Annotated in this window: 18 protein-coding genes, 1 pseudogene and 1 riboswitch; of the genes and pseudogenes, 5 read left to right on the top strand and 14 right to left on the bottom strand. The window is 64.8% G+C overall.

What is annotated here, in order from left to right; all coding sequences use genetic code 11:
• Window positions 1-37: 37 nt before the first annotated feature.
• From AC1RUR_RS29490 to AC1RUR_RS29480, 3 genes are all read right to left on the bottom strand, one after another.
• Entirely contained in the window at window positions 38-646 is a 609-nt protein-coding gene (locus AC1RUR_RS29490; RefSeq protein WP_492850573.1) for a 2-hydroxychromene-2-carboxylate isomerase, read from the bottom strand.
• A 103-nt stretch (window positions 647-749) separates the two neighbouring features.
• Entirely contained in the window at window positions 750-2099 is a 1350-nt protein-coding gene (locus AC1RUR_RS29485; protein WP_492850571.1) for an MATE family efflux transporter, read from the bottom strand.
• An 89-nt stretch (window positions 2100-2188) separates the two neighbouring features.
• The gene (locus AC1RUR_RS29480) at window positions 2189-2785 is read right to left on the bottom strand and encodes a DUF2239 family protein (protein WP_492850745.1); all 597 of its coding nucleotides are present in this window, start codon (window positions 2783-2785) and stop codon (window positions 2189-2191) included.
• Between the two features lie 147 nt (window positions 2786-2932).
• Here AC1RUR_RS29480 and AC1RUR_RS29475 point away from each other — a divergent pair, with 147 nt between their 5' ends.
• Window positions 2933-3598: a glutathione S-transferase family protein gene (locus tag AC1RUR_RS29475; protein WP_492850569.1), complete on the top strand. Its 666-nt coding sequence runs from the start codon at window positions 2933-2935 to the stop codon at window positions 3596-3598.
• 59 nt (window positions 3599-3657) lie between these two features.
• Here AC1RUR_RS29475 and AC1RUR_RS29470 read toward each other — a convergent pair whose 3' ends face one another.
• Both AC1RUR_RS29470 and ggt read right to left on the bottom strand, forming a co-directional pair.
• On the bottom strand, window positions 3658-4953 hold the full coding sequence (locus AC1RUR_RS29470) for an MFS transporter (protein ID WP_492850567.1): 1296 nt from the start codon (window positions 4951-4953) through the stop codon (window positions 3658-3660).
• Between the two features lie 97 nt (window positions 4954-5050).
• A complete protein-coding gene (ggt, locus tag AC1RUR_RS29465; RefSeq protein ID WP_492850565.1) occupies window positions 5051-6802 on the bottom strand; it encodes a gamma-glutamyltransferase in 1752 nt (583 codons plus the stop codon).
• 99 nt (window positions 6803-6901) lie between these two features.
• Here ggt and AC1RUR_RS29460 point away from each other — a divergent pair, with 99 nt between their 5' ends.
• Window positions 6902-8287 carry an MFS transporter gene (locus tag AC1RUR_RS29460; RefSeq protein ID WP_492850563.1) on the top strand — a complete coding sequence of 462 codons (1386 nt, stop codon included), beginning with the start codon at window positions 6902-6904 and terminating at the stop codon, window positions 8285-8287.
• A 109-nt stretch (window positions 8288-8396) separates the two neighbouring features.
• Here AC1RUR_RS29460 and purH read toward each other — a convergent pair whose 3' ends face one another.
• From purH to AC1RUR_RS29445, 3 genes are all read right to left on the bottom strand, one after another.
• Window positions 8397-9989 carry a bifunctional phosphoribosylaminoimidazolecarboxamide formyltransferase/IMP cyclohydrolase gene (gene purH / locus AC1RUR_RS29455; protein WP_492850561.1) on the bottom strand — a complete coding sequence of 531 codons (1593 nt, stop codon included), beginning with the start codon at window positions 9987-9989 and terminating at the stop codon, window positions 8397-8399.
• Window positions 9990-10013: 24 nt separating this feature from the next.
• A riboswitch (ZMP/ZTP riboswitch) is annotated at window positions 10014-10095 on the bottom strand.
• Window positions 10096-10154: 59 nt separating this feature from the next.
• Window positions 10155-11873, bottom strand: a complete 1719-nt coding sequence (locus AC1RUR_RS29450; protein ID WP_492850743.1) for a heparinase II/III family protein — start codon at window positions 11871-11873, stop codon at window positions 10155-10157.
• Between the two features lie 156 nt (window positions 11874-12029).
• Window positions 12030-13376: an RsmB/NOP family class I SAM-dependent RNA methyltransferase gene (locus AC1RUR_RS29445; RefSeq protein ID WP_492850559.1), complete on the bottom strand. Its 1347-nt coding sequence runs from the start codon at window positions 13374-13376 to the stop codon at window positions 12030-12032.
• Between the two features lie 189 nt (window positions 13377-13565).
• Here AC1RUR_RS29445 and AC1RUR_RS29440 point away from each other — a divergent pair, with 189 nt between their 5' ends.
• Window positions 13566-13763 (top strand): DUF1674 domain-containing protein, encoded by a 198-nt coding sequence (locus tag AC1RUR_RS29440; protein WP_492850557.1) that lies wholly within the window; start codon window positions 13566-13568, stop codon window positions 13761-13763.
• Window positions 13764-13805: 42 nt separating this feature from the next.
• On the opposite strand, the gene cysN is transcribed toward AC1RUR_RS29440, so the two are convergent.
• From cysN to AC1RUR_RS29415, 5 genes and pseudogenes are all read right to left on the bottom strand, one after another.
• Window positions 13806-15701 carry a sulfate adenylyltransferase subunit CysN gene (gene cysN, locus AC1RUR_RS29435; RefSeq protein WP_492850555.1) on the bottom strand — a complete coding sequence of 632 codons (1896 nt, stop codon included), beginning with the start codon at window positions 15699-15701 and terminating at the stop codon, window positions 13806-13808.
• Window positions 15701-16660: a sulfate adenylyltransferase subunit CysD gene (gene cysD / locus AC1RUR_RS29430; protein WP_492850553.1), complete on the bottom strand. Its 960-nt coding sequence runs from the start codon at window positions 16658-16660 to the stop codon at window positions 15701-15703. Before cysD ends, cysN begins: the two co-directional genes overlap by 1 nt.
• A 5-nt stretch (window positions 16661-16665) precedes the next feature.
• Window positions 16666-17685 carry a sulfotransferase family protein gene (locus tag AC1RUR_RS29425; protein WP_492850551.1) on the bottom strand — a complete coding sequence of 340 codons (1020 nt, stop codon included), beginning with the start codon at window positions 17683-17685 and terminating at the stop codon, window positions 16666-16668.
• A gap of 161 nt (window positions 17686-17846) precedes the next feature.
• On the bottom strand, window positions 17847-19556 hold the full coding sequence (locus tag AC1RUR_RS29420) for a methyl-accepting chemotaxis protein (protein WP_492850549.1): 1710 nt from the start codon (window positions 19554-19556) through the stop codon (window positions 17847-17849).
• 259 nt (window positions 19557-19815) lie between these two features.
• Window positions 19816-20009: pseudogene (locus tag AC1RUR_RS29415) on the bottom strand (L,D-transpeptidase); the annotation flags it as partial.
• Window positions 20010-20555: 546 nt separating this feature from the next.
• On the opposite strand from AC1RUR_RS29415, the gene AC1RUR_RS29410 reads away from it, so the two are divergent.
• Window positions 20556-21455 (top strand): methyltransferase domain-containing protein, encoded by a 900-nt coding sequence (locus AC1RUR_RS29410; RefSeq protein WP_492850547.1) that lies wholly within the window; start codon window positions 20556-20558, stop codon window positions 21453-21455.
• Window positions 21456-21623: 168 nt separating this feature from the next.
• A complete protein-coding gene (locus tag AC1RUR_RS29405) occupies window positions 21624-22214 on the top strand; it encodes a thermonuclease family protein (RefSeq protein WP_492850545.1) in 591 nt (196 codons plus the stop codon).
• A 53-nt stretch (window positions 22215-22267) separates the two neighbouring features.
• On the opposite strand, the gene AC1RUR_RS29400 is transcribed toward AC1RUR_RS29405, so the two are convergent.
• Window positions 22268-22783, bottom strand: a complete 516-nt coding sequence (locus AC1RUR_RS29400; protein ID WP_492850543.1) for a L,D-transpeptidase — start codon at window positions 22781-22783, stop codon at window positions 22268-22270.
• Between the last annotated feature and the right edge of the window lie 243 nt (window positions 22784-23026).

The raw sequence follows: 23026 nt of genomic DNA, 5'->3' as shown, positions 1-23026 counted from the left end.
TTTCCACTCGCTATTCGCTACTCCCTATTCGCGCGCTTCACTTTCCCGACACCATCTCCTCGACCTCGCGCAGCTGTTCCTTGCCGAAGAACATCTCGTTGCCGACGAAGAAGGTCGGCGATCCGAACGCTCCGCGCGCGACCGCCTCCTCGGTGTTCTTGATCAGCTTGCCCTTGACCTCGGGCTCCCCGGCGCGCGCGAACAGCTTTTGCGCATCGAGGCCGGAGGACGCCAGTGCCTTTGCCGCGACCTCAGGGTCGTCCATCTTCTTCGGCTCGCGCCACATGTGGTGGAAAGCGGCCTCGACATATTTCTCGAACACACCTTCGAGCTGCGCCGCAATCGCCGCGCGCATCAGGTTCAGCGTGTTGACCGGGAAGTGCGGATTCCAGACGTAGGGCGGGACCTGGAAGCGCTTGATGAAGCGCTCGGTCTCGACCGCCTGGAATTCGCGCTTGTTCTTGACGCCGGCGAGCGTCTCGGCCGGCGACTTGTTGTTGGTCGACTTGAAGATACCGCCGAGCAGGATCGGCACATATTCGAATTTGACGCCGATGCGCTGCTCGATCGCCGGGATCGCCAGATGGCTGAGATAGGCGTTCGGGCTGCCGAAATCGAACAGGAATTGCGGGGCTGTGCGGGTCAAAATCGTTCTCCCTGACCTTGCTTTCTGAGCTGGATTTTCATCCATTGTGGCGCAGCGTGCGCCACAGGTCCATCGTTTAATGACGGTCATAATACCTTGATGGTCAGATCAGGCGTCGGATCGCCCGCTTGCGCCACACCAGAAGGAAATAGCCCATCTGCAAAATGAACATGGCGCAGAACACGATGGGATAGGCGGCCCACACGCCCTTCAGTCCAACGGTGCGGCTCAGGATGATCGCAGCCGGCAACTCGATCGCGACGATGGCGAAGATCGAGAGCAGCATCGGTGCCAACGCCACGCCTGCGGCGCGCATCGCTCCCGAGAACACCGTGGCCAGGCCGAACGGCACCGAGCTCCACAAGGCGATGGTGAGCAGTCCCTTGGCGAGATCGAGCACGGCGCCGTCGGTGATGAAGATGCCGAGCACGGCGCGCGGCGCGAGATAGATCAGCGCCACGAGGCCACCGGTCAACACGAGGTTGAACGCAAGTCCGGTGCGGACGATGTCGTCGAGCCGCGCCCTGTCGCCGCCGCCGATGGCCTGGGCGCCGAGGATCGAGACCGCGATCGAAATCGATATTGCCGTGAACTGCGTGTAGCCCATCACCTGGTTGACCGCGCCATAGGCGGCGGTGGCATCGGATCCATAGAAGTTGACGAGGCCGAGCAACACCAGCTCCGCGATCGCCATCACCACCATGCCGATGGCGCTCGGCAACCCGATGCCGAGGATTTTTCCGAGCATGGCGCCATTGAGCCGCAGATGACGCAGCAGCGCCGCATCCGGTGCGAGCGCATGCTTCTTCCGCAGCAGGTAGAGGGCCAGCACGATCAGCGTCAGCGCGTTGGCGATCGCGGCCGCCCATGCCGGGCTGGTGATGCCGGCCGCGGGCAATCCGAACGCGCCGCGGATCAGCATCGGCGTCAGGATCAGGCCGATCGCGGTCGACAACGCCAGCGCCAGCAGCGGCGTCAGTCCATCGCCGACACCGCGGATCATCGCCGTCATCAGCAGGAAGACGAAGCCGAGCGGCATCGTCAACAGCATGATGCGCGCGTAAGCGCTGGCCTGATCGAGAATGTCCGGGGGCGTCGCGAGCGCCAGCATCAATTGCCGGCTGAACAGCCCGCCGACCAGCGCAACCGAAATGGCGAGCACGAGTCCGACGGCGAGTGTCGAGCCCACGACAACCTTGATCCTGCCGTGCTCACCGGCGCCAAAGGCCTGGCCGATCAGCACGGTGGCGCCGGTGCTCAGGCCCATGACGAAGGCGAACAGAAAGAACATCACCGGGAAGAACGCCGAGACTGCCGCCAGTGCGTCGACGCCGATCATCTGGCCGAGATAGACGTTGCTGACGGTGCCGAACAAGGATTGCAGCGCGTTGCTCAGCATCAGGGGCGCGAGGAAGCGCAGGAATGTTGTCCAGAGCGGTTTTGTCGCGGGCATGGATTGACCTTTCATCAGGGCGTGCGAAGCCGTTGCCGCGCAAGGCGCGGCTTGGGCCGTCGCTAGGGTTGAGAGAAGCGCCGCGCGGTTTACGCGCGGTCGCTGTAGGCGAGCTTGACAATGTGGTCGCGGATGTCGGTCGGCCAGTCCGCGATCAGCCCGGTGAAGCGGCGCCGGTCATCCGCGAACAGCGCGCGTGAGGCTTCCTCGAACTGCGGCAGGTTGCCGGCCATGGTCGTCATGAAGTGATAGGCCGCATCGCGCGCCTGCCGCTCGCGGTCCTTGTCGCCGCTGGCACGCCGCGCCTCGTCGACGAGTTTCCGCAGCGCGACCGAGGCGCCGCCCGGCTGCGCATTGAGCCACTCCCAGTGGCGCGGCAGCAGCGTCACCTCGCGTGCGACCACGCCCAGCTTCGGCCGGCCGCGTCCGCGCGGCTCGCTCGGTGGCGCGGTCTCCTCAACCGGGGGCGGGACGAGCTTCGCCACCCGCGCCAGCACCTCGCGATCCCCTCCGCGCAGATCGAAGTCGATCGATCGGCCCGTAGAATCCTCGAAGATGATGATGGGCAGGTCCGGCGGTGACGTGATCCGCTTGACGACCAGCGCGACCTCGCCGGCCGGCCCCGACGCCAGGCGCCGTTGGCCCTGGAAAGCTGTGAAAGTCCTGTGCATCGCAATCGTTGCCATGGTGATGACGCTGGCCATTTAATACCCGGGTAAATTATGGACGTCAATATACCCGGGTGAAAATATCCGTCCGGATGGCTCGACATTGCGTGCCCGGGCTGGCACGTACGCGGCCAGCCGACCACGCCTAGCCTGGGGACTCCATCAATGCTGACCGTCCATCACCTCAACAATTCCCGCTCGCAGCGCGTGCTGTGGCTGCTCGAGGAGTTGGGCGTGCCCTACGAGATCGTGCGCTATCAGCGCCAGCCGGACATGCGCGCGCCGAAGGAGCTGCGCGCCATCCATCCGCTCGGCAAGTCGCCCGTCATCACCGACAATGGCAACACCATCGCCGAGTCGGGGGCGATCATCGAATATCTCATCGCCACCTACGGCAACGGCCGGCTGATCCCGTCGCCGAACACGCCGGAGCGGCTGCGCTTCACCTACTGGCTGCACTATGCGGAAGGCTCGGCGATGCAGCCGCTGCTGCTCAAGCTGCTGTTCACGCTGATGCCGAAGCGCGCGCCGGCGCTGCTGCGTCCGCTGGTGCGCAAGGTCTCGAACCAGGCGCTGACCGCGCTGGTCAATCCGCAGCTCAAGCAGCACATGGATTACTGGGAAGGCGAGCTTGCCAAGAGCGAGTGGTTCGCCGGCAACGAGTTCACCGCGGCCGACATCCAGATGAGCTTCCCGCTCGAAGCCGCGCAAGCGCGCGGCGGACTGGAGCAGGGCCACCCCAGGGCGATGGCGTTTCTGGAGCGTATCCATGCACGGCCGGCCTATGCCCGCGCGCTGGAGAAGGGCGGGCCGTATCAGGTCGGGCGGTAGTTTTTTCACCGAACTCCCGGGTTCGGTGCCACGCACCGCCCCGGGATGATGCGGAGTCCTCAATCCGCGTGCAACACGCGCCCGCGCGTCTCCGGCAGCGCGAAGGCTGCGATGAAGAAGAGCGCGTAAGCTGCCACCGCGAACATCGCGATTGCGTTCGCGAGCGACGTCGTCGCCGACAGCGCACCGACGAGAAACGGAAACAGCGCGCCGATGCCGCGGCCGAAATTGTAGCAAAATCCCTGGCCAGAGCCGCGCAGCCGCGTCGGATAGAGCTCGGTGAGAAACGCGCCGATCCCCGAAAAATAGCCCGAGGCGAAGAAGCCGAGCGGGAAGCCCAGCACCCACAGGATCTCGTTGGTCAGCGGCAGCTGCGTATAGAGCAGCACGACTGCCATCGCCCCGAGCGAGAAGATCAGAAACAGATTGCGCCGTCCGATCCGGTCGGCAAGCCAGGCGCCGGTGAGATAGCCGATGAAGGAGCCGATGATCAGCGTCGAGAGATATCCGGTCGAGCCGACGATCGACAGATGCCGCTCCTTGGTCAGGAATTGCGGGACCCAGAAGGTGACGGCGTAGTAGCCGCCCTGGCAGCCCGTTGCCATCAGCGACGCCAGGATCGTCGTTTTCAGGATCGGGCCGGAGAAGATTTCCCAGAGCGCCGGGCGATCGCCGCTCGCCGCCTGCTTGGCGCGGGCTTCAGCCGCGACCTCCGGCTCGGTGACGGAGCGGCGGATGTAGAACACCAGCAGTGCCGGCAGCGCGCCGATCACGAACATCCAGCGCCACGCCGTCTCGGCGGGCAAAGCTGAGAACAGGATCGCTTGCGACAGCACGGCCAGACCCCAGCCGATCGCCCAGCCGGACTGCACCGAGCCGACCGCGCGCCCGCGATATTGCGGCCGGATCGCCTCGCCCATCAGCACGGCGCCGGCCGCCCATTCGCCGCCGAAGCCGAGGCCGAGCACCGCACGCGCAATCAGGAGCTGGTCGAAATTCTGCACGACGGCACAGACCAGCGAAAAGAACGAGAACCAGATGATGGTGATCTGGAGCGTCCTGACCCGTCCGATATGGTCGGACAGGTAGCCGCCAAGCCAGCCGCCGATCGCGGAGGCCAGCAGCGTCACGGTGCCGGCGAGACCCGCCGAGGCCGCATCGACCTTCCACAGCGCGATGATGGTACCGATCACCAGGGGGTAGATCATGAAGTCCATGCCGTCGAGCGCCCAGCCTGCCGCGCAGGCCCAGAACGTCCGCCGCTCCGGCGTGTTCATGTCGCGATAGAAGGCGAGAAGGCCGGTGTCCTCGATCTCGGCGCGCTCAATGCGCTGGTTCGGATCGGCTGTGGTCATGTGCGTTTCCCGGCAGTTTCTTATGAGTTGCGCGGTGGTAGCATGCGTGGCAGCGGGCGCAAGCCGGCGCCCGCTTCCGTGCCATGCGGCGGACGAATTACTGGCCCGCTGCTTCCGCGCCGCGCGTGCGCGGATCGGGTGCGCCGAGGGGGCCGTTCGGCGTCACCAGAATCGAATTGGCCGACGTCTGCCCCATCGGCTCGACGATGACGTGGTCCATCGCCTTCAGCCCGGACAGCACATCGTCGGGGAAGCCGCGCTCGATGCGCACCTCGTCAGGCAGCCATTGGTGGTGCAGCCGCGGTGCGGCAACGGCGGCGGCAACGTCCATCTTGTAGTCGAGGACGTTGACGATCACCTGGAGCACGGTCGAGATGATGCGGCTGCCGCCGGGCGAGCCCGTCACCAGAACCGGCTTGCCGTCCTTCAGCACGATGGTCGGTGACATCGACGACAGCGGCCGCTTGCCGGGCCCCGGCAGATTGGCCTCGTAGCCGACGAGGCCATAGGCGTTGGAAGCGCCGACCGCCGCAGTGAAATCGTCGAGCTCGTTGTTGAGCAGCACGCCGGTGCCGTCAGCGACGAGGCCGACGCCATAGCTGAAGTTCAGCGTATAGGTGTTGCTGACGGCATTGCCGCGGCTGTCGACGACGGAGAAATGCGTGGTGTTGCTGCCCTCGCGCGGCGCGGTCGTGGCGGAAACGAGCTTGCTCGACGGCGTGGCGCGATCGGTGGATATGGTTGCCCGCAGCCTGGCTGCGTAGTCCTTTGCGACGAGAGTTTCGATCGGCGCGTTGACGAAGGCGGGGTCGCCGAGATAGCGCGCGCGATCGGCGTAGGCACGTTTCATGGCTTCGATGAGCAGATGCAGCGACGCCGGCGAACCCTGCTTCAGCTCCGCGAGCTGAAAGCCTTCGAGGATGTTGAGCGTCTCCACCAGCACCACGCCGCCGGAGGACGGTAGCGGCATCGAGACGATGTCATAGCCGCGATAGGTGCCGCGCACGGGTGCGCGGATGACTGGCAGATAGGCTTTCAGATCGGCAGCCGTCATGATGCCGCCGGCATCGGACACGGCCTTGGCGAGCTTGTCCGCAACCGCGCCCTCATAGAAGCCGCGCGGACCTTGCGCGGCGACGGTCGAGAGTGTTTCGGCGAGATCGCTCTGCACTAGCCGATCCCCTTCGCCGAGTGAGGTGCCGTCAGGCCGTGAAAAGATCCTGGCCGAAGAAGGCCAGCGCGCGAGGCGCCTGTGCCAACCCGGCAGGCTGTCGGCGATGTCGTCGCTGACGATGAATCCGTCGCGGGCGAGCAAGATCGCCGGCTCGAGCAATTGCGCCAGCGTGAACTGGCCCGAACCGTATTTCTCCAGCGCCAGTGCGAGTCCCGCGACAGTGCCGGGCACGCCGATGCCGAGCGCGGAATCGCGCGACTTCGCGGTGTCGGGCTTGCCGTCGGGACCGAGGAAGATCTGCGGCGTGGTCGCTGCCGGTGCGGTCTCGCGATAGTCGATCGCGATGTCCTCGTTGCGTTCAGCGGAATGGATCACCATGAAGCCGCCGCCGCCGATATTGCCGGCGCGCGGATAGGTCACGGCCATCGCAAAGCCGGTCGCGACCGCGGCATCGACCGCGTTGCCGCCGCGGCGCAGGATGTCGGCACCGACCTGCGCGGAGATTTTCTCCTGCGCCACCACCATGCCATGCTCGGCGGGAACGGCATGCACCGTGTCGAGCGCGGGCGGGACATAGGCGCGCCGCGCATCCTGCGCGGTCGCAGGCGCCAGACCAACCGCCAGAGCGGCAAGGACGGCGAAAAATGTCCGCCGTGTCGAAAATGACGACATCATCAAATTTCCGCCGGGTCCTCGGGACAGTTCACACGCGTCGCCGCAATGCTATACGGTTGCTCCGAGACAGGCAAAACTGTTCGTGATGAGGACTGCGTGATGACGACGATCGCCCCGGATGCGCGCATGGCCGGCGCGCAGCGGATCTATCCGCCGCGCGCCGCCGTCATCAGCTGGATCTTTTTCGACTGGGCTGCGCAGCCCTATTTCACTCTGATCACGACCTTTGTCTTTGCGCCCTATTTCGCCACCAGCATCGCGCCGAATCCCGCCGCCGGCCAGTCGATGTGGGGCTTTGCGATGGCGGCTGCGGGTCTTGCCATCGCGCTGATGTCGCCCGTGCTCGGCGCCATCGCCGATGCGTCGGGTCGCAGGAAGCCCTGGATCGCAGGGTTCGGGACGCTGCTGGTGCTGGCGGCCTGCACGCTGTGGATCGGCAAGCCCGGTGATCCCTCCATCATTCCGCCGCTGCTCATCGCGGTCGCGCTCGCCAGCGTCGGCGCGGAATTCGCCACCGTCTTCAACAACGCGATGATGCCGACCCTGGTGCCGCCGGAGCGGATCGGGCGGCTCTCGGGCACCGGCTGGGCCACCGGCTACATCGGCGGCATCGTCAGCCTCATCATCGTGCTCGGCTTCCTCGCTGCCAACCCCGAGACCGGCCGCACGCTGCTCGGCCTCACACCGTTGTTCGGGCTCGATCCCGTCAGTCATCAGGGCGATCGCGCCGCCGGACCGCTGACCGGGCTGTGGTTCATCATCTTCGTGACGCCGATGTTCCTGTTCACGCCGGACTATCCGGCGAAGCGTCCGGTGCGCGAGGCGCTGCGCGAAGGCCTGTCGGAGCTGAAGCAATCGATCGGGAGTTTGCCAAGGCAGAAATCGCTCGGGGCGTTTCTGCTTGCCAACATGATCTACACCGACGGCCTGGTGTCGCTGTTCGCGTTCGGCGGCATCTACGCCGCGGGCACGTTTGGCTGGCACACGATCCAGATCGGCACCTTCGGCATCCTGCTGGCGATTGCCGGCACGTTCGGCGCATGGCTCGGCGGCAAGCTCGACGATCATCTCGGGCCGAAGCGCGTCATCGCCGGCAGCTTGCTGCTTCTGTTGCTTGCGGTGGCGGCGATCCTGCTTGTCGACAAGGACAGCGTCCTGTTCGTCAAGGTCACGCCGCCATTGCCGGGCGCTCCGATGTTCTCGAGTGCGGCGGAACGCGCTTATCTCGTGCTGGGCTGTCTCATCGGCGCGGCCGGCGGACCGCTTCAGGCGGCCTCACGCACGCTGCTGATCCGCCTCGCACCGAAGGATCGCATCGCGCAGTATTTCGGCCTGTTCGCGTTGACCGGAAAGGTGACGTCCTTCATCGGCCCGCTGCTGATCGGCGTGATCACCGCGGCGACAGCCAGCCAGAAGGCCGGCATGGCCGTGCTGGTGGTGTTCTTCGTCGCGGGATTGGCGTTGTTGATGCGGGTAAGGGATTAGCCGCAGGCTGTAGCCCGGATGGAGCGAAGCGCAATCCGGGGCAGTGCTGATTGTCTGGCGAAACCCGGATTTCGCTGCGCTCCATCCGGGCTACGCTCTCGTCGATGGCTCAGTGCCTGAAATGCCGCGTGCCCGTGAACACCATGGCGATGCCGTGCTCGTCGGCGGCCTTGATCACCTCGTCGTCGCGCATCGAGCCGCCGGGCTGCACCACGGCGGTGGCACCGGCCTCGATGCAGGCGAGCATGCCGTCGGCGAACGGGAAGAACGCATCAGATGCCACCACCGAGCCCTTGGTGAGCGGCTCGGCGAGCTTCAGCTCAGCCGCCGCATCCTGCGCCTTGCGCGCCGCGATGCGGGCTGAATCCACCCGGCTCATCTGGCCCGCGCCGATGCCGACGGTGGCGAGACCCTTGGCATAGATGATGGTGTTGGACTTGACATGCTTGGCCACGCGGAACGCGAATTTGAGGTCGCGCATCTCCGCGTCCGTCGGCGCCCGCTTGGTCACGACCTTGAAGGTCATGTCGTCGACCACGGCGTTGTCGCGGCTCTGCACGAGCAGGCCGCCGGCCACCGTCTTGGCAGTGAGGCCGGGCGCGCGCGGATCGGGCAGGCTGCCGGCGAGCAGCAGGCGCAGCTTCTTCTTCCCACCGATGATCGCGATCGCCTCTTCGCTCGCATCGGGCGCGATGATCACTTCGGTGAAGATCTTGGTGATCTCGCGCGCGGTGTCGGCGTCGAGCGCGCGGTTCATCGCGATGATGCCGCCGAAGGCCGAGGTGGAATCGCAGGCCAGCGCCTTGCGATAGGCGTCGACCAGGTTCGCGCCTTCAGCGACGCCGCAGGGATTGGCGTGCTTGACGATGACGCAGGCCGCGGTGCGCTTGGCGTCGAACTCGCCGATGCATTCATAGGCCGCGTCGGTGTCGTTGATGTTGTTGTAGGAGAGCTCCTTGCCCTGGAGCTGCCGCGCCGTCGAGACGCCGGGACGCTTGTCGGGGGTCGCATAGAAGGCCGCGGTCTGGTGCGGATTCTCCCCGTAGCGCAGCGACTGGATCAGCCTGCCGCCGAAGGCGCGGAAGTCGGGCGCGTCGATCTCGAGCTGACGGCTGAACCAGTTGGAGATCGCGGCGTCGTACGCGCCCGTGCGCGCATAGGCCTTTGCGGCAAGCCGCCGGCGCAGCTTCAGCGTGGTCGCGCCGTTGTTGGTGGCGAGCTCGTCGAGCACGGCCTTGTAGTCTTCCGCCTCGACCACCACGGCGACGTCGTCATGGTTCTTGGCGGCGGCGCGGATCATCGCGGGGCCGCCGATGTCGATGTTCTCGATGCAATCCTCGAAGCCCGCGCCTTTGTCGACCGTCGCTTCGAACGGATAGAGGTTGACGACGAGGAGATCGATCGGCGCGATGCCGTGTGCCTTCATCGCTTCCGCATGGTCCTTGTTGTCGCGGATCGCGAGCAGGCCGCCATGCACCTTCGGATGCAGCGTCTTGACGCGGCCGTCCATCATCTCGGGGAAGCCGGTGAGGTCGGACACGTCCTTCACCTTGAGACCGGCCGCGGCGATGGCCTTGGCGGTGCCGCCGGTCGAGACCAGCTCGACGTCATGGGCGGCAAGCGCTTTTGCGAACTCGATCAAGCCAGTCTTGTCGGAAACGGAAAGCAGGGCGCGGGTGACGCGGCGGGGATGGTCAGTCATGAGCAAGATCCTCTGTCTTAGGAGTGTCTATGCCCAGGCGCGCGGCGGATATGTCCCGCGCTTCCCGATGGTGCTCCATCCAAGGTCGCCAGTCGCGCGAGCGAGGGCTGGATAGCAGCTTTTGGCCGTCTTCACAACGACGAGATGGGGCCGAATCGTGCGCGTTTACAGCGGAAGTTCCGGCTCTCGCCGGGCGTTGCGGCGGGCATTGGTGACCGCGGGCGAAGCGGTGGAACGGACGAAGCTCCAGCGGATCGAGGGCGCCTGGCGGGCATCCTGCCGGATCACGATCTGGGCGGTGCGGCGGGGACCATCATTGCCGGCCAGGAACACGCTGTCCTCGAGATCGACCTTGTCGTCGAGCGCCTCGAAGGTCCAGACGTCGCGGTTCGGCAGCACCAGCATGACGCCGCGGGCATCCGACAAACGGCTCGCCTTCACCGCCGGATGCAGATGGAAGCGCAGCGCGAAATCGGCATCGGCGCCCTTGAAACGTCCGCCTTGCGGCGGCGACAGCGTGTCCTCGCCGTCGATGCGCGCCCCGTCATTGGCGATCATCAGGACACGGCGATGGACCGCGCCGAACTTGGCGAGGTAGCCGTCATGCGAGGTCGTGAGCAGCGTGCCGTTCTGCACGATTTCGCGATAGCTCTCGACCTCGACGGGGCCGCTGGTGACGGGCGCGCCATGCAACAGCCGCTTCATCGCCGACATCTCCACGAACTGGCACGAGGAGGTGTCGTGATAGGTCAGCGTCGAATGCGCCGCCGTGCTGCGCGCGAACGGCCGCCAATTGTCGCGCCCCGTGGTCGGCATGCCGCAATTGGTGACGATGCGGCTGATGCCGGAGGACAATTCGAACGATAGGCAGCCGGCATGGGCGTCGTGGCTGACGCCGGCCGGCGGCGGCGGGCCGGTGTCGATGATCACAGTGGTCTGGCCGGCATCGAGGCGCTGGAAGCCGGTATGCGGCATGTTCGACATCGGCGCGCCGTGGGTGTCGTCATAGGCGAGCAGCGTCGCGAGCAGGTCTGAAGACGTCGCGCTCATGCCGTTGAACAGCGCGAAATTGCCGTCGCCGTGCCGGAAGAAGCGCAGCATCGGCATCATGCGGTCGATCGCGTTCAGCAGCGCCGGCGGTGGCGCGATGTTGCGCGCGGCAAAGGTCTGCCGCAGCGGCAACAGGTCGATCAGCAGCTCGATCAGCGCGCCCGGGTTGCGGGAGATGTGTCCGCCGTCGGGCAGGATCTGCCGCTGCAATTCGTCCGAGAGCTTTTTCGAAGCGGTGCGGATGTGGCGCGCCTGGTTGGCGAGGCACAGCGCCGCGTAGCAGAGCGCGATCAGCACCTGGAGCTTGGGCACCCCGTCCGGGATGTTGACCATGGTGTAGCGCAGCAAGCGGATCTCGCGGGCGAGCGCGCGCAAGTAACGGCGGTAGAATTTGTTGTCGGTGTCGTTGAGCACCAGCGGCGCCTGCGACAGCAGCGAGATCACGCGACGCGCCAGCACGTCGGCACGCCGCGCGACGGCACGGCGCTTGTTGGCGGGGTTGGCGATCCAGTCCTCGACCAGCGCACGCGCATTGGCCCGCGTCAGCGCAGTGTCGGCGGCACGCAGATGGCGCAGCCAGCCGAAGCCGAGCAGCGCGACCTCCCAATCCTCCGACGGCGGCTCGAGATCGAAGATCGAGCGGCCGTGGCAATTGACGATCTTGCCGGCGAAGACGAAACGGCCGGCATAGATCTCGGCGGCGCGGGTGGCGTCCGCCGTGCGCAGATCGTGCGGCGCGATGATCAGCCGGTCGGTGCGGCCGGGCCAGACCCGCGACAGCGCAACGGAACCGCCGCTCGCGCGCGCGAGCATGTTCCGCGCGAAGCGGTTCATCACCAGCGTCGAGATACGTCTGCGTTGAGCGACCGACACGCCTTGCCTTGAAGGGGGAGAGGATTCCGACGAATCCTTATTAATCCCAAAATCGATCGTCTGACACCACCTTGAACGGCGGGAATCAACGTTGGGGTTGCAAAAACCAGTGCAAAATCAGGATTTAACGAGCCGGGCTGCGAAGAATCCGTCGAGCCCGCCGAGCCTGGGATCAGCGTTCGGCAGATGGCTGGGCAGGGTGCGCAGGTCGCCCTCGGCAGTGATGATCTCGGAGAGCCCTGAGACCTCCGATGCCTCGATCGGGACGCGGCGCAGCGCAGGCTCCGCGGCCAGCAGCGCGGCGATGGCCTGCTCGCCCTCTTCGGGTTCCAGCGAACAGGTGCAGTAGACCAGCGTCCCGCCCGGCTTGAGCAGCGAGACCGATTTTCGCAGCAGCCGCTGCTGGAGTGCGGTCAGGGCGGCGATGTCGGTCTCCTGTCGCAGCCAGGCCACGTCGGGATGACGGCGGATCGTGCCGGTCGAGGTGCAGGGCGCGTCGATCAGGATACCGTCGAAACTTTCGGCAGGGCCGACCCACTCCACGGCGTCAGCGACGACGGTCTCGGCCTGGAGCGACAGCCGCGCCAGATTCTCGCGCAGCCGCGCCACCCGGGCGGGCGAGCGGTCGATCGCCGTGACATGCGCGCCTGATAGCGCCAGTTGCGCGGTCTTGCCGCCGGGGGCGGCGCAGAGATCGGCAATGGACTTGCCCCTGACGTCGCCGAACAGCCGGACCGGCAGCGCGGCGGCGGCATCCTGCACCCACCACTGTCCCTCGGCGAAGCCGGGCAGCATGGTCACCGAGCCGTGCAGCAGCATCCGCACCGTTCCCGTCGGCAACGTCTCGCCATGCAGGCGGCTCGCCCATTGTTCGGCGTCCGACTTCACGGTCAGATCCAGCGACGGCTCATGGCCGAGTGCAAGCACCATGTCCCTTGCGGTCGCCTCGCCATAATGCGCGCTCCAGCGCGCCAGCAGCCATGGCGGCAGATCCAGCGATTGTGCGGCGACTTCCTCGACCAGCGCCTGGCCCTCGCGCGCGCAGCGGCGCAGCACGGCGTTGACGAGGCCGGCATAGCGTGCCGCGCGCCGGTCGGATTGCACCAGGCGAACGGAGAGATCGACGGCGGCGTGATCGGGCACGTCCATCCAGAGGATCTGGGCGGCGCCGATCAGGAGCGCGCTCTGCGCGCGCGGCGCGTCGGAGGGAATGCCCTTGTCGAGCAGGCGGGACAGCACATGGCCGAGCGTGCCGAGCCGGCGCAGCACGGTTGCGACCAGGCGGCGCATCAGCGCGCGGTCGCGGTCGGCCAGCGCCTTCAGTCCGGGATGGGCGCCGCCGCCATCGAGCTGATCGTCAAGCGTGCGGTGCTTGTGCAGCACGCCGTCGACGATGTCGGCGGCAATCCGCCGCGCCGCAAGACCGGGCACTTCGGATGGTGGGGCGAAACGTTGAGATGGCATGCGGAAGCAAGGTTCTGAGCGAGCGGCAGTTCCGCCGATATGGGCGCATGCCTTGAGAACGCGATCTCTGGCACGCGAATATGCCAAATGTAAGAATCGCTTCCGGCTTTTTCAGCCCTCCGGGCCCGATTTCAGGAATGCGTTATTGGACGTCGCGTTATGGTTCGTCCTGCGCTAGAAAGCATGGCGATGAGTGACCAATCTCCCGTTCCCGATCGCAAGCCGTTGTCGCCGGCAGCCCAGCGCGCGCTGGCCGAGGCCGAGGCGCGCCGGCAGGCTGCCGCTGCAGATGCCAAAGCGAGGCCGAAGGAGCTCCAGGGACCGAAGGGACCCGAGCCCACCCGCTACGGCGACTGGGAAACCAAAGGCATCGCCTCCGACTTCTGAGCCCGGATTGGCCGGGGACGCGGGCAAGGCCCCTCCCGGCTGCTACAGATAATTGTGCTCCCGCAAGTAGCGGATGATGCGCTCGCAGGCGGCCTCGCTCGACAGTTCCGACGTATCGATGGTGATCTCCGGCGCCTGCGGCGCCTCGTAGGGCTGGTCGATGCCGGTGAACGCCGGCAACTCGCCCGCCCGGGCCTTGCGATAGAGTCCCTTGGGATCGCGCCGCTCGCATTCGGCGAGCGGGGTCGCGACGTGGATCTCGATGAACTCGCCCGCCTCGACCCGGTGGCGCGCCATCTCGCGCTCGCTGCGGAACGGTGAGATCAGCGCGACCAGCGCGATCATGCCGGCGTCGACGAACAGGGCGGCGATCTCCGCAACACGCCGGACGTTCTCCATCCTCTCCGCGCTGGAAAAGCCGAGGTCGCGGTTGATGCCGTGGCGGAGATTGTCGCCGTCGAGCAGGGCTGCATGGCGTCCGAGCTCGGCAAGCCGCCGGTCGACGAGATCGGCGATCGTCGATTTGCCGGCGCCGCTGAGGCCGGTGAACCAGAGCACGCAAGGCTTCTGCTGCTTGAGCCGCGACCTCACGGATTTGTCCACCGCAAGGTGCTGCCAATGAATGTTGGTGGCAGCTCGCAGCGACAGGTCGATCATTCCGGCCGCGGCCGTGCGATGGCTGATCGGATCGACGAGGATGAAGCTGCCCATGTCGCGGTCGTCGCGATAGGCCTCGAAGACCAGCGGGCGGTCGAGGCTGAGATGGACGTAGCCGATCTGGTTGACGTCGAGCGTGGCGGCGCTTTCCTGCGCCATGGTATCGATGGCGATGCGATGCTTGAGCGTCGTGATCACCGCGCCGGTCGAGGCCGTGCCGCATTTCAGTACGTAGCGCCGGCCCGCGACCATGGCCTCGTCATCGAACCAGACGAGATGGGCCGCGAGTTGATCCGAGACCCGCGGCGCGGGTCCGGCCGTGAGCACGTCGCCGCGGCTGACGTCGATCTCGTCGGTGAGCGTGAGCGTGACCGATTCGCCGGCCGCAGCCCGGTCGCGCTCGCCGCCGGGGGTGAGAATACGCGCGACGCGCGTGCAGCGGCCTGAAGGCTGTACGCTGACGGCGTCGCCGGTCGCAATCGCTCCGCTCGCGATCCGTCCGCAAAAGCCGCGAAAATCCGCATGCGGGCGGTTGACCCATTGCACGGGCAGCCGGAACGGCCGCTGCGAGACGTCGCCGGCCACATCCACGGATTCCAGATAGGCCGTCACGGTCGGCCCCGTGTACCAGGGCATGCGTGTGCTCGCAGCGACGATATTGTCGCCGCTGGGTGCCACGACCGGGATGCATTGGACCTGGGAGATTCCGAGCTGGCCGGCCATGGTCAGATATTCGGCGGTGATCGCCGCGAAGCGGTCGCCGTCGAATCCGATCAGATCCATCTTGTTCACGGCGAGCACGACGTGGCGGATGCCCAGCAGCGACAGGATGTGGCTGTGGCGCCGGGTCTGCGTGATCACGCCCTTGCGCGCGTCGACCAGCACCACGGCGAGATCGGCGTTGGAGGCGCCGGTCGCCATGTTGCGCGTATACTGCGCATGTCCCGGCGTGTCGGCGACGATGAAGCGTCGCAGCTTCGTGGCGAAGAACCGGTAGGCGACGTCGATCGTGATGCCCTGCTCGCGCTCGGCCTGCAGGCCGTCGACCAGAAGCGCGAAATCGAGATCGCCGCCGGTAGTGCCGGCGGTCTTGCTTTCGGAGGCGAGCGCGTCGAGCTGGTCGTCGAGCAGCGTCTTCGAATCGTAGAGCAGGCGGCCGACCAGCGTGCTCTTGCCGTCATCGACGCTGCCGCAGGTGACGAAACGCAGTGTCGGACGATCAGCCTGGTCCAGCCGCGGTGCGTCGGCGGGAGCGATCGTGGGGGCCTCGTGATAGGACATCAGAAATAGCCTTCCGCCTTCTTGCGCTCCATCGATGCGGGGCTGTCCCGATCGATCATGCGTCCCTGTCGTTCGGAAGTGCGCGAGGCCATCATCTCGCGCACGATCTCCGGCAGGGTTGCCGCGTCCGACGTCGTTGCGCCGGTGAGAGGATAGCAGCCGAGGGTGCGGAATCTGACGGAGCGCATGCGGGGCTCTTCATCCGGGCGCAACGGCATCCGCTCGTCGTCCACCATGATCAGCGCGCCGTCGCGCTCGACCACCGGGCGCGGTGCGGACAGATAGAGCGGAACGATCGGGATGTTCTCGACCAGGATGTAGTCCCAGATGTCGAGCTCGGTCCAGTTCGACAGCGGAAAAACCCGCATGCTCTCGCCGGGGGCGAGCATCGTGTTGTACAGGCTCCACAGCTCCGGCCGCTGGTTCTTCGGATCCCAGCGATGCGCCGCGCTCCGGTGCGAGAAGATGCGTTCCTTGGCGCGCGATTTCTCCTCGTCACGCCGCGCGCCGCCGATCGCCGCGTCGAAGCCGTGGAGGTCCAGCGCCTGCCGCAACGCTTGCGTCTTCATGACGTCGGTGTAGCGGGCCGAGCCGTGGCGGAACGGGTCGATGCCCTGGCTCAGGCCGTCATTGTTGGTATGGACGATCAGGTCGAGGTCGAGCTCGCGTGCACGGCGGTCGCGAAATTCGATCATCTCGCGGAACTTCCATGTCGTATCGACATGCAGCAGCGGGAACGGTGGCTTGCCGGGATAAAATGCCTTCATCGCCAGATGCAGCAGCACCGAGGAGTCCTTGCCGATCGAATAGAGCATGACCGGCTTGCGAAACTCGGCCGCCGTCTCCCGCAGGATATGGATGCTCTCTGCTTCCAGGCGTTGAAGATGGCTGGTGCGAAGGGGTTCAACTTCGGCCCTTCCTGGAAGGGACGATTCGGCGACTGTGGGAACATCAAGCATGGGGATCACGCGGCTGCTGCAAACCAGTCGCCGAACAAGCGCGTCGACGTCGTTGCGTTCAGGTGGAGGTCGCGAACGCAGGCCGCCACCGACGCGCGATAGGCATCGTTGACGCCGCAGCGCTCCAGAATGTCGAGCTGGGTTTCGCTCAGGGACGCGGTTGCGCGGCGCTGGTAGCGATAGGCACTATCGGAGGTGTGCAGATTTGGCACCTTGTAGATCGTCGCTTCGCTCGGGAAGATGACGCGCGCGTTGTTCGCCTCCACTTGTCCCGGCTCTCGCCAGGACGTCACGGCGTTTTCGGTGAAGCTGCTCGAAAGACCGAGGCGGTCGAACAGGATACGAACCGACGATACAGCCTCCTTGCTCACCTCGTAGACGTAGTGAGTGACCGGAATGCCCTGTTGTTCGGCGTAGCTTGCCACCCGGGATGCGTTGAGCGCGGCGGCAACGTAGTTGTGGACCAGCGTTTTTTCAGAAGCGCGGTCCGACCATTTTTCGATCCACGACGCCAGTGAACTTGCCGGTTCGCGATCGAGCATGATGCAATGGAGCCGCTGTCGCGGATAGCCCGCATCAATCAATATCCGTAGGGGATTGAACAGACTTTCCGCGAGCACATAGGGGCCCATCGTCTCCTTGCTGAAGATATTCGGGCTATCGCTTGCCGATGGCACGATCCAAGGTCTCAATGAGTTGCCCACCATTGCATCGCGCAGGATGGCTTTCACCGGCTGGTAGTATGAGGGCATTCCCATCGTGCCAAACAGGTTGGTCAGCGCCGTCGACCCGACGCGGCATTTTCCCCATGCGAAATGCAGCATCGGAAAATCGTGCGCCGGCCGCTGCCGAAAGCTTGCGGAAAGGCACTCAGTGACTTCCCGCATCAAAGTCTCGAGACTGACTGTTCTGGTTTGGAATTCGCCAACTGGCGAGAGCGGCATGACGTCGAGCGAGCTGTGCTGCTGGCGTATCAGATCGGCCATTCGTTGCAAGGAATCGGCGAAGACCTGCTTGTTGTTCATGTTGGGGCCTCCCTGGAACAGATACCGCTGGCGACGATGATCGCGCGTTTCGGGGCTCACCTACCTATAGTTGTTTTCTGATTACCGTCAAACCCGGGACTTACCGGGGTTGCGAAGCGGCGAGCATCGACGCGATGCTCGCCGCTTCGCCGCAAATCAAATCAGGCCGCGCGCACCGTCTCGAGGAACTTCTCGACCTCGGCTTTCAGGAGTCCGCTCTCGCTGGAGAGCGAGCGCGCCGATGACAGCACCTGTCCGGACGCAGCGCCGGTGGCGCTGGCGCCCTGGCTGACCTGAGCGATCTTGTCCGCAACTTCGACGGTTCCCTTCGCCGCCTCGTTGACATTGCGCGCAATCTCGGCCGTCGCAGCACCCTGCTCTTCAATGGTTGCAGCGATGGTCGTCGAGATGTCCGAGATCCTGGCGATGGTGGCGCTGATCTCCTTGATCGCGCCAACGGAGTCTTCCGTCGCACTCTGCATGCCGGCGATCTGCGCGCCGATTTCCTCCGTGGCCTTCGCGGTTTGTGCCGCGAGGGCCTTGACCTCGCTCGCGACCACGGCGAAGCCGCGGCCGGACTCGCCGGCGCGAGCCGCCTCGATCGTGGCGTTCAGCGCCAGCAGGTTGGTCTGCTCCGCAATCGCGGTGATCAACTTGACGACGTCGCCTATCCGGCCCGCAGCCTTGAGCAATTCGTTGATCTGCGCGTCGGTGCGCTCGGCCTGCCTCACCGCTTCGCCGGCGATGCGGCTGGAATCGTGCACCTGCCGTCCGATCTCGACCACCGACGTGCTCATCTCTTCTGCGGCGGAAGCCACAGCGCCGACATTGGTGGAGGCCTCTTCGGAAGCTGCGGCCACCATCCCGGAGAGTTGCTGCGTCTCCTCTGCCGTCCCCGACAGCGTGCCGGCGGCGGATTCGAGTTGCTTGGAGGCTGATGATACCGAGTTGATGATGCTACCGACCGCGGCTTCGAACGCACCGGCGAGCTTCATCATCTCATCCTTGCGCCGGGCGGCGGCTGCGGCCTCCAGATCCTTCTGCTCGGCTTCCATCTGCTCGATGCGGATCAGATTGTCCTTGAAGGTACGGGCCGCACGGGCGTTGTCACCGATTTCGTCGCCACGGGTCGTGAAGGGAATCTCGATGGCCTTGTTGCCGTCGGCGAGCTGCAGCAGCACACCGCCGATATGCCGGATCGGTCGGGCGATGTTCAATACCGCGAAGACTGCGGAACCGATCAGCGTCAACATGACGGCCACGCCGATTATGAGCGCCAAATTGGCGGTAGAATCCAATTCCTCCAGCACTTGGCTCTTACGCTTGGCCGCGTATTCGTTGGCGATGTCCACCCCTTTATCAATGGCAGCGTTGACTTGGGCAGCCGCCGGGAACGTACGCTCGTTAAGAACGCGGGCCTTCGCCGCTTCCGCCGCGGCCCCTCCATTGGCGCCAATGACGCGCTTTTGCGCCTCCGCAAGCTCGATGGCGCTGGTCAGATAGGCATCCACCGCTTGCCGGGCCGCCTGATAGGCATCCTTTGTAAACTGTTGCTTGGCCCGATCTCGCGCGGCATCAATCTCCGTGTCGGCTTTGGTCACGTTGGCGCGGAGAACCGGAAGGAGCTCATCGATTCTTGCGACTGACTGCGCGGACGCGATCTCAAGAGCGGTTGTCTGCGCCCGCGCTATCGCTGTCTGCGCCGACTGCGCATTGCCCTTGTTGAGGTAGTTGAGAATTAACAAGCCGTTGGATGCGACAATCGACCGATTGCCCAGCGCCTGATTGACCAGCATGCCACCGACCAGCAGGATGCTGATCGCTGAGACGATGCCGAGCTTTGTGCCGATACGAAATTTGAAAGATGCCATCGTGAACCCCCGTCCCAGCAAATACCCTTGCCAGTTGGCAACCAAAAATTGAAATTCGCGTAAACGAAATGCAACTTCATGCAAAGTAGGCACGGAACATTGTCACATCTGGTGGTAGAATTACGGGTCGCGCTGCTTCAGCCGATCGTGATCACCCGAAACGAGGCTGGTGACGGCGATGATAGCGTCGTTCAGCGCGTGGATGCGCCGCAAACAGCAAGCCGCGCGGCATCAATTCCGTCAGCGGCCCACGACCATTTGTGGTGGCGAGCGAAACGTGGCTGTAGAGATCGGAAACGTCTTCGTTCAGTGTGCGAATGCAGTCATAGGATACGAAGCCGCCGACCGATCCGGGCCGGTTGGTGACGTGAATCGCGCATTCGCCTCCGGCAAGGGTGGTCGCAGCCGCGACATCCGGCTGCGCGGCAAGCCATCGGAGATGGCGTCCGAGATCGTGGTCGCTCCCATTTTCGCAGCACCAGTTTGGCGAACGTCTGATCCGCCACGCTAGTGGAGCGGATCGGGCGCCCAAACGCGAGCCGTCTGTCGCAATTCCCTGATCCGAATCCGTAACTTGCTAAGGTGCGCTCCGCGCCAGGGGCCATTCCGGCGGCGGGATGAATCTACTTAAGCGGGTATAGGTATCGAATGTCGTTGACACATCTCAAGATAGCAATAGCCTATGAACAGGTGAAAGAATCTTGAGCGGAGCCGGACGACCAGTTCCAGACACCGCGCTCCCGAGCTGTCGGAACTGCTCACACGATTGAAGCTTATGATCTGAATCGCCGGTACTGATCTTCCCGCCGGCAACGTTATGAGAATTTCGCTTCGCGTCGGTCTCCGAGAGCGATGCTAACACCCGAATTGAAAGTGAAATCAACCATAGCACCCGGACTTCCGCCGATGTCGACAGCCACGAAACCTGCCCATTCCTTTCACAACCCACTGTTCTCTAGTATTACGCATGTCAGGCTGCTCGCACGAGTCGATCGCACCATGGCCGTTGCACGCGCCATCGAACGGCTCATCCGACCCGGAATGCGCGTGCTCGACGCCGGCTGTGGTACCGGGCTCATGTCGTTCCTCGCTGCGAAGGCGGGCGCTTCTGAGGTCGTTGCGATCGATCGCGAGAACGTGGAACTCGCGCGCGCCCTAGCCGAGGAGAATGGTCTTTCAAACAAGATCCGCTTCGTCGAAGGCGATCTCACAACCCAGTCGCGCGACACGCTCAATGGTGGCTTCGATGCCATTATCGCCTTCGTCTATACGAATCATCTCGTTGTCGACGAGGCTCGCTCAACGCTTGTTTACGCTTTGCGCGAGCAATTCGGTAGGCCGAATTGCATCATCATACCGGACCGGGTTCGCTATTCCGGTGTTGCTTGTGAATGGCCCGGTGTCGACGCCGGTACCGAACTAGATGATCTGCGCCGCACTATTTCCGATATGGAAAAGCGGTATCAGCTTAGCTTGACGACGCTGTTCGAGACGGCACGCATGGAGTTACAACACACGATGGCGCGCCCGCGCATCAGCGCTGACTACGAATGGTCTCCATCGTGGGGAAGTGGAGGTTATCGTTATCTGCGCGGCGCATTCCGCAAACTGAGCAGAGAAAGCCAGGTTGTCGACATCAACTACGGTGCTGAGACGCAAACGGCACCTTATCCCGGCGAGTTGAGCCTGGACCTTGTCGCGCCGGGCTTATGCAATGCCATCCTTTGGACACAAGAACTCTGGTCCGACAGCCATCTGCTATGGACGGCAGAGCATATGAGCACTCTAGCCACGGCCGTCACCCTCGAAGCTAGCGATCGGCTCGTGGTAAAGCTCGATGCAGCTTGGCGTAAAACCAACTCGATCGAAGATGCAGCGCGCGTAGAGCGGGTGAGTTAATCGACAACGGGAGCGTTGCGGCTGCCTTATCCGTCGCGCTTGGAATAGCGTTCTCTGCATAGGTGGAATTTACGATCGGTCACGATCCGGACGAGGCGCGCGTTGGCAGCAGGCCGCGCGTCCGACCGTGCCTTGCCGTCATCCCCGACTCAGCCCTAGCATCGGTTGATGCGTTTCCAGGATCGCCCCAATGCTTATCGGCCGCGGTTCGGCGGCTCGCCATTCGGCCGCCGTTTCTCGGGGCTGTTGCCGTGGATGTTCGTGGTCGGCGTCGTCGTGGCAATCGTGCTCACCTTCCGGCATGGAACGAACTGGCCCGTTCCTCATGACGCCGACGGCCGCTCGCAGGATATCGAGATCATCCTTCGGCAGTCCGGCCATGCCGATGCCCGCCAGCCCGTCGACGTCATCCGCACGATCGACGGCGACACCTTTCTCGCGCGCGTGCATCAGCAGGGCGGCCGCGATCTCGTCGCGCGGGTCCGCTTGCGCGGCATCGACGCACCCGAGATGAAGGCGTCGTGCCAGGAGGAGCTGGACAAGGCTGAGGCCGCCACCGATGCGCTGCGCAATCTGCTCGGTCAGGGCGGTGTCACGATCACCAATATCGGTCCCGACAAGTATGGCCGCGTCCTCGCCGACGTCGCGACCAAACGCACCGCCAACGTCTCGGCCGTGCTGCTCGCGGGCGGTTACGCACGCAGTTACAATGGCGGCCATCGCAACGGCTGGTGCGCGCGCAGCTGGCGCTTCTGGTAACAAAAGAGCCGCGTCGAGGACGCGGCTCTTTCAATTCTTCCGATCCCGGCCGATCAGCGCGTCACGATCACGGTCGTGCCGACGGAGACGCGGCCGTAGAGGTCGGTGATGTCGTCGTTGAGCATGCGGATGCAGCCGTAGGAGACGAAACCGCCGATCGAGCCCGGCACGTTGGTGCCGTGGATCGCATATTCGCCGCCGGCGAGGGTCATCGCGGCAACGCCCATCGGGTTGCGCGGCGAGCCGCCGGGAATGACGTCCGGAAGCTGCGGCTTGTCGCGCTTCACCTCGGAGGGCGGCGACCAGGCCGGATTGCGGTACTTGCCGTCGATGCGGGTCGTGCCGGCCCACTGCTTGCCGGACTTGCCGACGCCGACCGGATAGCGCACGGCGTGGCCGTTATCGAGAATGAGATAGAGCCGCCGCTCGTTGGTTTTGACCACGATGGTGCCTGGCGAATAGTCGGCCAGGCGCGTCCCCACCATTTCCGGCCGCGCCTGCGCCGCCGTCGACATCAAGATCCCTGCCCCGATGGTGGCCGCCGCCGCCACCACAATCCTCATCGACATCGATGCTCCCCTTCCGTTGCCCCGAACGGGTCGTCCAAATCTACGCAAACCCGGCAATTGCCCGCTCGCCCACAATGTTAACCGCGCCCGTTAACCGGATGGTTTCCACGCGCGGCCGCCAAGGGTCAACCAGCAGGGGGAACAAAGGAAATGTTCGAAATAAAGTAAATGACATGAAAACAACACTCGGCGGGAAAGATGCGGGGAGGAGCCGCGGGTTGTGACAATTGCGCGAGGAGGTGC

The sequence above is a fragment of the Bradyrhizobium sp. GW821-FHT12B03 genome, assembly GCF_058807535.1.
The sequence above is the reverse complement of the archived record's forward strand: the minus strand, read 5'-3'. Positions and strand labels throughout refer to the sequence as shown.

Excerpts from the sequence above, each read along its gene's own strand:
- AC1RUR_RS29460 (WP_492850563.1), top strand. The coding sequence starts at position 6,902 with ATGACGACGATCGCCCCGGATGCGCGCATGGCCGGCGCGCAGCGGATC.
- AC1RUR_RS29425 (WP_492850551.1), bottom strand. The coding sequence starts at position 17,685 with ATGAACAACAAGCAGGTCTTCGCCGATTCCTTGCAACGAATGGCCGAT.
- AC1RUR_RS29405 (WP_492850545.1), top strand. The coding sequence starts at position 21,624 with ATGCGTTTCCAGGATCGCCCCAATGCTTATCGGCCGCGGTTCGGCGGC.
- AC1RUR_RS29450 (WP_492850743.1), bottom strand. The coding sequence starts at position 11,873 with ATGAACCGCTTCGCGCGGAACATGCTCGCGCGCGCGAGCGGCGGTTCC.
- AC1RUR_RS29445 (WP_492850559.1), bottom strand. The coding sequence starts at position 13,376 with ATGCCATCTCAACGTTTCGCCCCACCATCCGAAGTGCCCGGTCTTGCG.
- AC1RUR_RS29470 (WP_492850567.1), bottom strand. The coding sequence starts at position 4,953 with ATGACCACAGCCGATCCGAACCAGCGCATTGAGCGCGCCGAGATCGAG.
- ggt (WP_492850565.1), bottom strand. The coding sequence starts at position 6,802 with ATGATGTCGTCATTTTCGACACGGCGGACATTTTTCGCCGTCCTTGCC.
- AC1RUR_RS29410 (WP_492850547.1), top strand. The coding sequence starts at position 20,556 with ATGGCCGTTGCACGCGCCATCGAACGGCTCATCCGACCCGGAATGCGC.
- cysD (WP_492850553.1), bottom strand. The coding sequence starts at position 16,660 with ATGCTTGATGTTCCCACAGTCGCCGAATCGTCCCTTCCAGGAAGGGCC.
- purH (WP_492850561.1), bottom strand. The coding sequence starts at position 9,989 with ATGACTGACCATCCCCGCCGCGTCACCCGCGCCCTGCTTTCCGTTTCC.
- AC1RUR_RS29485 (WP_492850571.1), bottom strand. The coding sequence starts at position 2,099 with ATGCCCGCGACAAAACCGCTCTGGACAACATTCCTGCGCTTCCTCGCG.
- AC1RUR_RS29400 (WP_492850543.1), bottom strand. The coding sequence starts at position 22,783 with ATGTCGATGAGGATTGTGGTGGCGGCGGCGGCCACCATCGGGGCAGGG.
- AC1RUR_RS29475 (WP_492850569.1), top strand. The coding sequence starts at position 2,933 with ATGCTGACCGTCCATCACCTCAACAATTCCCGCTCGCAGCGCGTGCTG.
- cysN (WP_492850555.1), bottom strand. The coding sequence starts at position 15,701 with ATGTCCTATCACGAGGCCCCCACGATCGCTCCCGCCGACGCACCGCGG.
- AC1RUR_RS29480 (WP_492850745.1), bottom strand. The coding sequence starts at position 2,785 with ATGGCAACGATTGCGATGCACAGGACTTTCACAGCTTTCCAGGGCCAA.
- AC1RUR_RS29420 (WP_492850549.1), bottom strand. The coding sequence starts at position 19,556 with ATGGCATCTTTCAAATTTCGTATCGGCACAAAGCTCGGCATCGTCTCA.
- AC1RUR_RS29440 (WP_492850557.1), top strand. The coding sequence starts at position 13,566 with ATGAGTGACCAATCTCCCGTTCCCGATCGCAAGCCGTTGTCGCCGGCA.